This window comes from Exiguobacterium sp. 8A, assembly GCF_902506275.1.
Classification (GTDB): Bacteria; Bacillota; Bacilli; order Exiguobacteriales; family Exiguobacteriaceae; genus Exiguobacterium; species Exiguobacterium profundum.
On the sequence record NZ_LR733630.1, the window covers coordinates 640,222 to 653,567 of the forward strand.

General features: G+C 49.1%; 13 protein-coding genes. 4 read left to right on the forward strand and 9 right to left on the reverse strand.

Features of this window, described 5'->3' with window-relative positions; genetic code table 11:
• Position 1: 1 nt before the first annotated feature.
• From GVY42_RS03295 to GVY42_RS03305, 3 genes are all read right to left on the reverse strand, one after another.
• Positions 2–910 (reverse strand): MoxR family ATPase, encoded by a 909-nt coding sequence (locus tag GVY42_RS03295; protein ID WP_012726321.1) that lies wholly within the window; start codon positions 908–910, stop codon positions 2–4.
• Positions 911–1,023: 113 nt separating this feature from the next.
• On the reverse strand, positions 1,024–1,722 hold the full coding sequence (locus GVY42_RS03300) for an amino acid ABC transporter permease (protein ID WP_074037007.1): 699 nt from the start codon (positions 1,720–1,722) through the stop codon (positions 1,024–1,026).
• Positions 1,723–1,729: 7 nt separating this feature from the next.
• Entirely contained in the window at positions 1,730–2,578 is an 849-nt protein-coding gene (locus tag GVY42_RS03305) for a transporter substrate-binding domain-containing protein (RefSeq protein ID WP_159562318.1), read from the reverse strand.
• 267 nt (positions 2,579–2,845) lie between these two features.
• Between GVY42_RS03305 and GVY42_RS03310 the strand changes: the two genes are divergently transcribed.
• The gene (locus tag GVY42_RS03310) at positions 2,846–3,385 is read left to right on the forward strand and encodes a GNAT family N-acetyltransferase (protein ID WP_159562319.1); all 540 of its coding nucleotides are present in this window, start codon (positions 2,846–2,848) and stop codon (positions 3,383–3,385) included.
• A 125-nt stretch (positions 3,386–3,510) separates the two neighbouring features.
• Here GVY42_RS03310 and GVY42_RS03315 read toward each other — a convergent pair whose 3' ends face one another.
• The 3 genes from GVY42_RS03315 to GVY42_RS03325 are packed head-to-tail and all read right to left on the reverse strand — an operon-like array spanning position 3,511 to position 5,321.
• A complete protein-coding gene (locus tag GVY42_RS03315; protein ID WP_012726325.1) occupies positions 3,511–3,963 on the reverse strand; it encodes a GNAT family N-acetyltransferase in 453 nt (150 codons plus the stop codon).
• Positions 3,964–3,978: 15 nt separating this feature from the next.
• A complete protein-coding gene (locus tag GVY42_RS03320; protein WP_159562320.1) occupies positions 3,979–4,692 on the reverse strand; it encodes an MBL fold metallo-hydrolase in 714 nt (237 codons plus the stop codon).
• A gap of 11 nt (positions 4,693–4,703) precedes the next feature.
• On the reverse strand, positions 4,704–5,321 hold the full coding sequence (locus GVY42_RS03325; RefSeq protein WP_159562321.1) for an NUDIX hydrolase: 618 nt from the start codon (positions 5,319–5,321) through the stop codon (positions 4,704–4,706).
• Positions 5,322–5,445: 124 nt separating this feature from the next.
• Here GVY42_RS03325 and GVY42_RS03330 point away from each other — a divergent pair, with 124 nt between their 5' ends.
• Positions 5,446–5,958, forward strand: coding sequence for a DinB family protein (locus tag GVY42_RS03330; protein ID WP_159562322.1), 513 nt, complete (start codon positions 5,446–5,448; stop codon positions 5,956–5,958).
• Positions 5,959–5,990: 32 nt separating this feature from the next.
• Here the strand turns inward: GVY42_RS03330 and parC are convergent, their stop codons facing one another.
• The 3 genes from parC to GVY42_RS03345 form a co-directional block, all read right to left on the reverse strand.
• The gene (gene parC / locus GVY42_RS03335; RefSeq protein ID WP_159562323.1) at positions 5,991–8,396 is read right to left on the reverse strand and encodes a DNA topoisomerase IV subunit A; all 2,406 of its coding nucleotides are present in this window, start codon (positions 8,394–8,396) and stop codon (positions 5,991–5,993) included.
• A 2-nt stretch (positions 8,397–8,398) separates the two neighbouring features.
• Positions 8,399–10,366 (reverse strand): DNA topoisomerase IV subunit B, encoded by a 1,968-nt coding sequence (parE, locus tag GVY42_RS03340; protein WP_074037925.1) that lies wholly within the window; start codon positions 10,364–10,366, stop codon positions 8,399–8,401.
• Positions 10,367–10,492: 126 nt separating this feature from the next.
• Positions 10,493–10,897 carry a CoA-binding protein gene (locus GVY42_RS03345; RefSeq protein ID WP_074037001.1) on the reverse strand — a complete coding sequence of 135 codons (405 nt, stop codon included), beginning with the start codon at positions 10,895–10,897 and terminating at the stop codon, positions 10,493–10,495.
• A 339-nt stretch (positions 10,898–11,236) separates the two neighbouring features.
• On the opposite strand from GVY42_RS03345, the gene GVY42_RS03350 reads away from it, so the two are divergent.
• The gene (locus tag GVY42_RS03350; protein WP_159562324.1) at positions 11,237–12,280 is read left to right on the forward strand and encodes a GGDEF domain-containing protein; all 1,044 of its coding nucleotides are present in this window, start codon (positions 11,237–11,239) and stop codon (positions 12,278–12,280) included.
• A 15-nt stretch (positions 12,281–12,295) separates the two neighbouring features.
• A complete protein-coding gene (locus tag GVY42_RS03355; RefSeq protein WP_159562325.1) occupies positions 12,296–13,309 on the forward strand; it encodes a tyrosine-type recombinase/integrase in 1,014 nt (337 codons plus the stop codon).
• Positions 13,310–13,346 lie beyond the last annotated feature (37 nt).

Genomic DNA, 13,346 nt, shown 5'->3' on the forward strand with positions numbered 1-13,346 from the left:
CTTACACCTCTGAGGGGACCGGGATGGTCTCGAGTACAGATTTGATCAACTTTGACGGCTTCGTCTTCAGCGACGCTTCGACCGTCAAGACGATTCGATGCCCTAAAATCGGAAGCGCGAGTGCCCGAATATCTTCTGGTGAGACATAGTCGCGTCCTTCCATATAGGCATGAGCCCGAGCCGCCATCGTATACGCGAGCGTCGCACGTGGACTTGGTCCAACCTCGATGTCACGATGATGACGAAGTGACTCCATCAAATCCAGTAAGTAATCCTCCATCGCCTCGTGGAATCGGACATCTCGTACCTCTTGTTGCATCTTCAACAATTCGTCCTGTTGCAGAGAGAAAGATTCTGAAGCGAGGTGCTCATTGCGAATCAGTCGTCGTTCGGAATCTCGCGAGAGGGGAGCAAGTGTCAATTTGAATAAGAAACGGTCCAATTGAGCCTGCGGGAGCGGAAACGTCCCTTGTCCATCGAATGGGTTTTGAGTGGCAATCATAAAGAATGGTTCCGGTAGCTTGAGCGACACTTCCCCGAGTGTCACTTGACGTTCCTGCATCGCCTCAAGCAACGCAGATTGTGTACGTGGCGTCGTCCGGTTAATCTCATCGACAAGTAGAATCGATGTGAAAATCGGACCCGTCCGACGTTCGAACGCTCCGGTCGTCGGATTGAATAACTCCATTCCTAAAATATCACTTGGCAATGTATCCGGGGTACACTGTACACGCTGAAATGTCGCTGATATCGAACTTGCCAAACTACGGGCAAGTGTAGTCTTCCCCGTACCGGGACGGTCCTCGAGTAAAACGTGACCTCCTGATAGTAATGCAATCGAAGCGAGCTTGATGGCTTTCGATTGACCAATGACTTGATCATTCAAATGTGAAACCCATGGATGGTTCATTCAAAATCCCCCTATATTTTTCTGATAATTAAGAAAATCATAGCATAATCGGTTCAGGAGATGTATCAAAAATCCATTTCACTAAAAAAGACCGACCGGCATAAGCCAGTCAGTCAACGTTTTGGAGAATCCAAGTATCGTTCAAAATGACGTTCGAGCCATTCTTGGAAAAAGGACATGAACGTACAGATTGCCCAGTAGATCAACGCCACGACGATATACACTGTCATGTAGTCGAACTCTCGTCCACCGACGATCTTGGCCTTATTAAATATCTCAGGTACCGTGATCATCGCAGCGAGCGAACTCGCTTTAATCAGATCGAGAAAAACGTTCGAGAGCGGCGGAAGGGCGATCCGTGTCGCCTGCGGTAAGACGACCCCCTTCAATGTCAACCATTTCCCCATCCCGAGTGAACGAGCCGCCTCAACCTGTCCGTCATCGACCGCGCGAATCGAGGAGCGGATGATCTCAGCGATATAGGCGGCAGAATTCAGACTAAATCCGAGAATGGCTGCCGTCAAAGCGGCGAACTCGATTCCGATGAACGGGAATCCCGAATAGAGGATGAACAGAATGATCAAGATGGGGACTCCACGCATGAACGAGATATAGAAAGTCGACGGATAGCGAAGGAGTCGTGTCGGAGACAATTTCCCGAGCGCCAGCAAAAGACCAAGCAGGAGACCAAAAAACATGCTGATGAACGAGATCCAAAGCGTATTCGGTAACCCGCCCAACAGGTAAGGAAACGATTGGATCGCCAGGTCTACGTCAAAGATGGCGTCCCATTTGACATCTGAGAACGACATGCCAACATTACTTCGTTTCGACGATTGTTGCGTCTACGTCAGGTTCTACCGAAACATCGGCACCATTATAGAATTGCTCAGATAGTTCTTTGACTGTACCATCTTCAAGCATTTCATCTAGTACACGGTCGATGTTCTCCTGGAGCTCGTCATTTTCTTTATCCATCAAAAATGCTACTTCTTGCGGGTTATAGGCGATATCCGGATGAATCGTGATATCGAACTCAGGGAAGAAAGCAAGTGCCAACGTTTGAAGATAATAGTCGTTCAAGATGACATCGGTCCGTCCCGTTGAAACGTCGCGCAAGTACTGATCGTTCGTGGCGTTGTCATAGATGACTTCTTCTGCTCCATACTCTCGAGCCACATCCATGAAGACAGTCGTCGCTTCACCAGCGGCTTTCTTGCCTTTCAAATCCTCGAGTGATTCAATTCCAGAGAGGTCGCTCTTGCGAACGATAGCAGTCCCGTAAGTGTATTTATACGGTTTTGAGAAGGCGAACTTCTCTTTACGGTCTTCTGTTACCGAGATATCATTTGCAGCGATGTCGATTTGACCGTTCTGAACACTCGTTAACATGTTGTCAAATGCCATTTCTTTGAACTCGATTTCGAGATCAAGGCGTTTGGCGACTTCCTTCATGAGTTCGACGTCAAAACCTGTCAACGCGTCGCTCTCTTCTTCACGGAAAGAAGCGGGGTAGAGGGTGCCGGCAGTGCCGACTGTCAATGTCCCTTCTTCTTGAATTTCTTCCCAAAGTGACGTGTCTGCTTGATTCGTGCTATCATCACCACAAGCGGCAAGTGGGATTGCTAAAAATAAAGTTGCTGCCAAACCTTTAGTCGTTCGTTTCACAAGAATTCCTCCTTAAGATGGTTCATCTGTCTAAAAATAGCATGACTTCAGCGGTCTAGCAACTGTGAAACATAGTTTAAACAGGTGAATTTAAAATTTGAAACGTTTATTCATAAAGCGTTATCATTCCGATGAATGCTAAATTCACACGAATGATACAGAAGTAAAATTCAAGTGAGACAGAATCGATGGACCTTAAAATAATGATTGAAAGTTAGTTAAAAGAGATGAATGAAGAACTAATACGCAATAGAGGAGGCGGAGCGGATGAGTATGATTCGAATCAGAGCCCTAGATGAGGCGCATGTTCACATTGTGAATGATGCAAATGATCCTTTTCCAATCATCGGACGGATAGTTCCCAGTTACATAAACGGTCAATGGTCTTATGTTGAAGAGCTAGATGTCGTGACGAAAGAAACCTCATTTCCAGAAGACCGGATTGATTGGACGCAGTATATCGAACATGACAATCGAATCGTCTTTTTAGCGATGGACGCTGATGAATGTGTCGGACAAATCCGACTCGTGAAGGATTGGAGTCGCTTTGCATACATTGAAAATATCGCGATCCGTCAAACATATCGTAAACGTGGGATTGGACAAATGTTGATCGAAACAGCCGAACAGTGGGCAAAAGAGAAACGGATGATTGGTTTGTCGCTTGAAGCTCAGAACGATAATCTCATTGCTTGTCGTTTCTATGAAAGACAGGGATTTCAACTTGGTGGCGTCGATTCAACAAAACAATATGCAAATCCACAAATTGAATTGACCTTGTACTGGTACAAGATTTTTAAGGAATAGGGAACTTCAGTCAGAGCAATTTTTTGCTCTATTTTTCACTAGTTTACATAACATATATTATCAGTAAAAATAATAACTCATCTCATTATCTTAGTATACTTATGATAGTGAGATGAGATTTGAATTTAAGACGTATGCGTATATCGGATCAATGTGACGCCATGTTCTGGTTCGAATTCGGCACTCGGTTCAAATCCAAGTTTCGTATACAGACGCTTCGCCGGTCCGTTATGCTTGCCCGTATGCACGTAAATCAACTTTCCTTTGTGAATGCTCAATATGTGTTCGAGTAACGTCGTCGCCAGTCTCGCCCGAAAGTATGTCGGGTCGATACATAGTTTCGTGATTTCAACAGTTTTCTCAGATGCTTCCACCGTGACAAACCCAATCAACCGCTCCTCGATATATAAGCCATAACTCGTGCCTGGTAAGTTTTGAATGACATCGATCGTCTCATAGCGCGCCGGGATTTCGTCAAACCCGAGCAGTTCCGCTTCGACCGCATAAGCGTTACGTTGAATCTCGAGCATCTGTTGGGCTTGCTCAAATTGATGAATGGCAACTTCTTTCAGCTGCATGGTGCAACCCTCCCGTTAACGGATAAACTTTCTCGCCTGCTTCCGTTTCGCCCGTTTCAACGCCAAATAGAGCCGGTGTGTCCCTTTGAGTGGCGGACCGTGCCCGACGAAAGTAAGGAGTGGTGACAAGTCCACTAGCCGCTCCGCACTCTCGACCGCAACGGACCGATTCCATGTCGCGAGTCCTGGTAATGGGAATAACGGCCGAACATCTCCAGCCACCGCTGCCCCTCCCTGAGTTTGAAAAGCGTCACCTGCAAATAATACCCGATTTACCTCGTCATAGTACGCAATCGATCCTGGTGTATGACCCGCTGCATCGAGGACACGTAAACCGAATAACCGCTCACCAATCTCTAGTACCGCATCCGGTGTAGAACGAATCGTCGGCAAAGAACCACGAATCTTATTCTGCTCTTCTTCCTCTAGCGACCGATCTCCCGATAAGAGGCGGGCATCACGTCGGGAGATGAAGAGTTCAGCGAGCGGATGCTCTGCTTTGATGGTGTCCACCCCACCGACATGATCCCCATGAGCATGCGTTAACAATATCGCGAGGAGTGGCTTGTCTAGCTCGGCGATATACGACAGGATATCGGTCGCGTTCCGCTCCAGCGCCGTGTCGATCAAGACGAGTCCGAGCTCATGCTCAAACAGTTGAACGTTGATTGGTAGTACGGGAGCGTAAAAGGTCAGTTGATGGATATGTCCATATCGTCTTACTTGCATCATTGAGCCTCCTAGTCGAATAAAGTGGTCCAGTCTTCTTCTTGCCAATGCGCGTCAAAGCACATATGAATCTGTTCGATCGTATTGCGGGCAAGGGAGAGCTCAGGTAAATCGTCTCGTTCAAAGAAACCGACGTCACTCGTCTCCACGCCGGCGCTCCCCTCCCCGTCACCAATCAATGCACACTCGATGAAAAGCTTGTAATAATGCTCCGAGAGAGGTGGGTGTGGATGTTCATGCATATCGAACAAGGCGAGCAACCGTACTGGAATCACATCCAGGCCAGCCTCCTCCTCTACTTCTTTGATGATATTCGAGGCAGGAGAGCGATTCACTTCACAGAAACCGCCGGGTAAGGTCCACAACCCATCTGACCGCTCCTTCACGAGCAGGATTCGGTCATCTTTGAAGATGACGCCTCGCACATCAAGTTTCGGAGTCGGATAACCGTCCACATGAACGAGTTGTAAGATGGCCTCGTTCGATAAGTCCGAGTGCCGTTCATACATCTCTCTTACGATTTCTTGTAACTCTTCGTACCGTTCTCGGTCATATTGATCACGCGTGAACGTCAGACCGGCCTGAGACAGCGCCTGAATCCGTTTCGCCCACGTCAGCCATTGAGACATATAGATCCCCCTATCTTTTGTCCTACATGTCTTTTTCGGCAAATTGATGCATTCTTCCTTTTCATAACTCACATTCTCTGACATCAGTTTTCAATCACGCATACTAAAAGAAAATGGAGGTGAGATGTTGAGGATACGCTATGAATTAATCAGATTCAGAAAAGATCTCGCACGTTATACCATGTCCGACTTGCGATACAAGCATGCCCCGAGCATCTGGTCCATTGGCCAAATGTTTGACCATCTCATTTTGGTCGCAGAGGAGTATTTAGAAGAGGCCGACCGCTGCCTACGTGGTGAGGGTGAACTCGGTGGAGAGAAGACGTCTTTTGGAGAAAAGTTGTTCGAACGGGGAGACTTTCCACCGATAAAAATCGAGCTCCCACCTGAGATGAATCAACCACCGAACAATACTGACTCGAAAGATCGATTGCGAGAACGCATGACCATCTTAATCTTAAAGATGGATACGTTGGAATCCTGTTTGAATGATGCAGATGACAATCGAAAGACGCTTCACGGTGGGTTCGGCTGGCTGAATGCGAGAGAATGGTTCAAACTCATCGAGATGCACACGCGGCACCATCGACGACAACAACACGATCTAGAGACATGGCTACGACAAAAAGACCTGTGAACGGCGAATCAGCCAAATCACAGGTCTTTTGATTAATCGAGATACACGTCCTCGATTTCACCGAACGAGTCTTCGTCAAAGACGAACGAGCCGTTGGCATAGCGATCGAGTAGCGTAAGGGTTTTTGTCTTCACTTGCTTTGCTTTTTCTTTCCCAACGATATGAAGCGTCTCATCCCCATGTACCGGAAGCACACGACGGATTTGGTGCGGTTTTGATTTGACCTCACGAATGAGCATCGTCCCCCGAAGGTTGCGGTTCGTACAGTCGAACTGGTCCTCGAGCTTCATCTTCTTGACCGCTCCCCGTTGCGTCACGAGAACGAATAATGGTGGTGTGAAGAAGGAGAAGGCATCGGCGACGAGGTCACCGTCTTTCAGGTTCATCGCCTTCACACCGGCTGCCCGCTGTCCGACGACAGGGACATCATCCTCTTTGAACCAGAGCCCGTATCCACGCTCTGAAACGAGGAACAACTGCCCTGGACCGTCACTGATCCCGGCGAAGACGACCTCGTCGTCACCTTTCAGCTTCAAGGCCATGAGTGGTTTCGATTTCCGCTGCGCGTCGTAGTCGCGTAACGGTGTACGTTTGACCATCCCGTCTTTCGTCACGAAGAGGCAATGGGCGTCCGTATCAAACGTCGAGACGACGTCTGCCGAGATAACCTGTTCCCCTTCAATCGGAACGAGGTTGGCCACGTGTTGTCCGGAATCCTTCCACTTCGATTCTGGAATCTGATGGATCGGGATGAGGAGGTAGCTGCCCTTGTTCGTCCAGACGAGCAAGTGGTCCGTTGTCATGGCTTGTGTCGTAAGGAGTGGACGATCCTTGTCTTTCATCTCCGGTAAAACGTCACTCGACGCTCCGTACGAACGCATCGAGGCACGTTTGACGTACCCGTCACGGCTGACGAATACCATCGTCTCTTCGACAGCAATCATAACTTCCGTCTTCAGTTTTAATTCCTCAACTTCCGACTCGATGACCGAACGACGGTCATCTCCGAACTCGTCACGCAATGCCATAAGTTCTTTCACGATCAACTTCCGTTTTGTCGCGTCCACGTCGAGGATGTTTGAAAGGCGGGCAATCTCTTTTTGGAGCGCCTTTGCTTCTTTTTGCAACTCGACGATGTCCGTATTCGTGAGTCGATACAATTGGAGCATGACGACGGCTTCGGCTTGTCGTTCCGTGAATGAGAACCGCTCCATCAGTTTCTTCTTCGCGTCCGCCTTGTCTTTGGCGGAACGGATCAATTCAAGTGTCTCATCGAGGACTGAGATAGCTTGTTCTAAGGCATCGACGATTTCAGCGCGTTTCTTCGCCTGCTCGAGCTCGAACGTCGTCCTGCGCGTCACGACCTCTTCGACATGCTTCAAGTAAGCATCGATGATCGGGATGATTCCCATCTGCTTCGGCGTCCGGTTCACGATGGAGACCATATTATAGTTATAGGCGAGTTGCAAGTCCGTATGCTTCAAGAAGAAGTGAAGCACACCTTCTGCGTCGGCCTCTTTCTTCAATTCGATGACGACCCGAAGTCCCGTCCGATCTGTTTCGTCACGGACTTCTGCGACGCCTTCGACCTTTTTATCGAGGCGGAGCTCTTCCATTTTTTTGACGAGGTTCGCCTTATTCACTTCATACGGAAGTTCTGTGATCGTGATCTGTTCACGGCCACCTTTTAATTGCTCAATCTCGGACTTCGCCCGGATGATGACCTTCCCTTTACCGGTCTCGAACGCCTTTAGGATACCGTCTTTACCCATGACCGTCCCCCCGGTCGGGAAGTCAGGACCTGTGACATACTCGAGCGCATCTTTAGCGATATCGACCTGGCCTTTCAAACGTGCGATGGCAAGGTTGAGGACTTCTGTCAAATTATGCGGTGGGATCTCCGTCGCATAACCGGCTGAAATCCCTGTCGTTCCGTTCATGAGCAGGTTCGGGAGGAGCGACGGCAAGACGAGCGGTTCTTCCGTTGAATCGTCAAAGTTCGGCGTGTAATCGACCGTATTCTTCGCAATTGACGTCAACATGACACCCGCAATCTTCGAGAGACGGGCTTCCGTGTAACGCATGGCCGCCGCCGGGTCACCATCCATCGATCCGTTGTTCCCATGCATGTCGATGAGCGGATACCGGAGTTTCCAATCTTGCGAGAGACGTACCATCGCCTCATAGACGGACGAGTCACCGTGCGGGTGATAGTTCCCGATGACGTTCCCGACCGTCTTCGCAGACTTCCGATACGGCTTATCGTTCGTATTCCCCTCGTGGTGCATCGCATATAGAATCCGGCGCTGTACAGGCTTGAGTCCGTCACGTGCGTCCGGTAAGGCGCGGTCTTGGATGATATATTTTGAGTAACGCCCGAACCGGTCTCCAACGACCTGTTCGAGAGATAGGTTTAAAATGTGTTGAATCGTCGACATCGTTACATCACTTCCTCAATCGCTTTAGTCACATGTTCATTGGCGATGATCGAATCATCTTCCTGGAGTCCGAAGGCGACGTTCTCCTCAATCCATTCACGACGGTGCGTGACATTGTCGCCCATCAGGACAGACACACGCTTATCCGCAACGGCCGCATCGTCGACTGTGACACGGATGAGTGTACGAGTGTCCGGGTTCATCGTCGTCTCCCATAACTGGTCCGCGTTCATCTCGCCAAGACCTTTGTAGCGTTGGAGGATATAGCCTTTCTTATACACTTTGACGAGCTTCTCGAGTGCCTCTTCGTCCCAGGCATAGTCGAACTGTTCGGACTTGCCTTTCCCTTTTGAGATGCGATAGAGCGGTGGCAAGGCAACGAACACGCGGCCCGCCTCGACGAGCGGTCGCATATAACGGAAGAAGAACGTGAGGAGGAGCACCTGGATGTGTGCACCGTCCGTGTCGGCATCCGTCATGATGATGACCTTGTCGAAGTTGCAGTCGTCCAAATCAAAATCGTGACCGACCCCGGCGCCGATTGCATGGATGATCGTGTTGATCTCTTCGTTTTTCATGATGTCCTGGAGTTTCGACTTCTCCGAGTTGATGACCTTCCCGCGCAGCGGCAGGATAGCCTGGAACGTACGGTCCCGCCCTTGTTTGGCTGAACCACCGGCCGAGTCACCCTCGACGAGAAAGAGCTCGTTCTTAGCAGCATTCTTTGACGTCGCAGGCGTCAATTTTCCGTTCAAGATGCTCGAGCGTTTCTTTTTCTTCCCGTTACGGGCCTCTTCCCGTGCCTTGCGGGCCGCCTCGCGAGCCTGTGCCGCACGAATCGCCTTCTTGATGAGCATCGTCGCCATCTGAGGGTTCTCTTCTAGGAAGATCGTCAACTGTTTCGCCATGACGCTGTCAGCGCTCGCACGTGCCTCCGGTGACCCGAGTTTCGACTTCGTCTGCCCCTCGAACTGGAGGAATTCCTCCGGGATCCGGACCGACACGATGAGCGTGAGTCCCTCACGGACGTCGCCGCCGTCGAGATTTTTATCTTTCTCTTTGAGTAAACCGTTCTTCCGTGCATATTCGTTCATGATTCGGGTCATCGCCGTCTTGGCACCGACCTCGTGCGTTCCACCATCGCGTGTCCGGACGTTGTTGACGAACGAGAGCACATTTTCGGAATAGGCGTCGGTGAACTGAAACGCGAGTTCGATCTCGATCTCATTCTCGACCCCTTCGAAATAGACGATTGGGTGGAGTGTCGCCTTGTCGTCGTTCAAGTATTGGACGAACTCGGCAATCCCTTCCTCGTAATGGAACGTCTCTTGCTTCTCCGTACGCTCATCAGTGAGCGTGATCGTCAATCCTTTTAAGAGGAAAGCCGATTCACGGAGGCGTTCGGCGAGCGTGTCATAGTTATACGTCGTCGTTGAGAAGATGGTCGCATCCGGTTTGAAATAGACACTCGTGCCGGTTTGGCGTGTCTTGCCTGTCTCAATCAGTGTCGTTTGAGGCACACCGCCGTCTGCAAAGGTCTGTTCGAACACTTTTCCGTCACGATAAATCGTCACGACGACCTTGCTTGATAGGGCGTTGACGACCGAGGCACCGACGCCGTGGAGTCCACCAGACGTCTTGTATCCGCCTTGTCCGAACTTTCCTCCAGCGTGAAGGACCGTAAAAATGACTTCTGGGGTAGGCTTTCCAGAGGCGTGCATTCCTGTCGGCATCCCACGGCCGTGGTCACGGACCGTGATGGCATCGTCCTTATGAATCGTCACATCGATTTGACCGCCGAACCCGGCGAGCGCCTCATCGATCGCGTTGTCGACGATCTCATAGACGAGATGGTGAAGTCCGCGATGGTCGGTTGACCCGATGTACATCCCCGGTCGTTTCCGCACGGCCGTGAGTCCTTCGAGCACCTGGATGGCGTCTTCATTGTAATTAAATAGATCTGTTGACATAGCAGTCACCTCAATTTCGAACACACGTTCGTTTTTCTTTCCTATTGTATAGCTGTTCATTGATTCTGGCAAGCCTCCCTTGTCAGCCATCGCTGAAAAAAAGGAGACCTACCAAGGAGGTAGGTCTTATCCGAGTAGACGAGCATGCTCCACGTACAGGCAGCGGTTCTCGATATAATCGAGCCCGGCGTCACGCACGATTTGCTCCGCCTCAGCACTTGAGAGACCGAGCTGGTTGAAGACGAGCCCGACATCCCCATGTCGTACCGCATCTTCCGCGACACCCGCTAAAAATTCGCTGCGACGGAACACGTCGACGATATCGATTCTACCCGGGATGCTCTCGACGGACGGATACGCCTTACGGCCGTTCCACTCCTCGAGCATCGGGTTGACAGGGATGACGGTATACCCGACACGAAGCAAATACTCCGCAATCTGGTTGGCCGTCTTGTTCGGGTTGTCGGACACACCGACGACCGCGATGGTCTTCGCTTCAGACAAAAGTTGCTTCAAACGCTGATCATCCATCCAAAATCCCCCTTTGGTTTACGTTTACAGTGTAACGTTACCTTCCTTCCTGTTTCAAGTCTTATTTTCATCATAAGGTATAATGACTCAACATTACAATTTCAAGACAAACCAATATGGTTTACATAACAAATTATTGTCTACCATTTATTTTGCTATAAAATCAATCAGTCGATTAACCACTCGATTGAGATACAATCACGCAATTCATGTACATTGCGTGAAATATCTATTTCACGCAATAATACATACGAGATAAGAGCGTTTTTGAATCCGTTTTTCGGACATTTATATAAATTTGTTCATTGTTTCGTTATACTAAAAGAAAGGAGGTGTGCGATGGGAACAACCTATGAAACTCGTCGAGGAACACTATATAATGAACGTATTACTTTTTACGGCAACGTTATCGCCTGGTTGGTTCACTTCCTATTTTGCATCTTGTTTTATCGTCTGGATTTGACTCTCTTATTCCTATCAAATGGCTTGAGTGTGATCTACTACACGATTTCATTCTATTTTGTACATAAAAGGTGGTACGGAATTTTCTTTGCCGGACTTTTTATCGAAGTCGTTTACAACGCCGTCATCTCGACCGTTATACTCGGCTGGGAGATCAACATGCATTATTTTATCCTCATGATGGCATACGGTGTCTTTTTCATGCCAAGCGTATCAAGAGGCCAACGCATCTTCACCACGGCCATTGCGATGCTGATTTATAGCCTTCTATTCATCTATGTATCTGACGGCATCGAGACCTTACCTATACAGATTGAACAAGCGCTCGGACTCTTTTGTATCCTATCGACCGTGATGATGATTGCAGGGCTCTCCTTTATCTTTGAGTCAGCCGTTGTCGAAGTGACAGATGAACTCGAACAATCTAATGAGCGGTTGCAAATTCTCGCCTCGACGGATGGATTGACCGGACTATTGAACCGAAAAGTCGGGCATGAACAGGTTTCTAAAGCAATCGACAAAGCCGCTCATGAAGGCGTTCCATACGCACTCGTCCTCGGTGACATTGATCGATTCAAATCATTTAACGAGACTTACGGACATGATTGTGGGGACCGGGTGCTACAACAAGTCGCCAGCATCCTATCCGACGTCGATGGGATTGTAGTCCGATGGGGAGGCGAGGAATTCCTGATTTTCTTTTCGAGTCCGTGCGATAACTTCCTTACAATCGCTGAACAATTGAGACAGCAAATCGAGTCGATTCCTCTCTATTACGCAGGGGAACGACTTCATGTCACAATGACATTCGGACTTGCGGTTCGTACTGGTCACGATACGGTTGAAGAGATTATAAAAGAGGCAGATGACTTCCTTCGTGAAGGGAAGCGCAACGGAAAGAATCAAGTGAGAACAACATGAAGAAAGGGGCATTCCATGAGTATTTTCGGTCAACTTGGACAGCGGCAGACACCGACGACGACGAAACGCTTCGAGTTGAACGGGTTGCACCGACTACCCGCATTCATCCAACAGTTTTTTCATCATTTAGCAGCAAAGCACTACTCCAAACAGACGGCCCAACGCTATGTGTATGATGTTTTAGATTTCTTTCGTTGGGTCGAGCGCGTGAGCGGTACCGAGTTAGAGTTTGAAACGATTGACTTGGCATCATTCACAGAGATTGACCATGCCGGTGCAGAAGCGTATGCGACTTATCTTGCCCTCGATCTCGAAAACGCTCCAAGCGTCATCAATCGGAAGCTTTCAACGTTACAGTCACTCTTCAATTACTTAATCGAGACCAATCAAGCGACGGTGAATCCCTTTCAAACTGTGGAACGTCCGAAGCGCGGCAAACGGAATCCCGTTTATTTGACGGAATCGGAATGGCTCGATTTCTCGACGCTTGTACGTAGCAACGTCGGCATGACGAATCGCGAGGCGAGTTGGTACGAACTGAATCGTGCACGTGACTTTTTAATCATACAATTACTCGGACTAACAGGTATGCGCGTATCCGAGCTTGTCGGACTCAATTGGTCCGATATCAATCTCGAGACCGGGACGATTCGGGTCATCGGTAAAGGGAATAAGGAACGATTGATCCCAATTGCAGGGCCACTTCTTCCGCTCCTCTCTGAATATCGCCACGCGTCGAGCGAAGGTGCGGTGTTCCAAAATGAGAAGGGAAATCGAATCGCTGTACGAACGGTTCAACATATGTTGAAAGGTCATATTGACCGTTTGAAGCCTTACCTACCGTTCTTGAGCTATAAGCAGGTGACGCCGCATAAGTTGCGTCACACCTTCGCCTCACGTCTCGCGATGGGTGGGGTCGATGTGCTCACGATTCAGCAGCTTCTCGGACATGAATCTGTAGCAACGACACAAGTCTATGCCCATATCGGAGACGAACGGAAAAAACACGCAATATCAGGTTTACAGTAATATGTTATGTAAACTATATATCCAAATATAACCACCA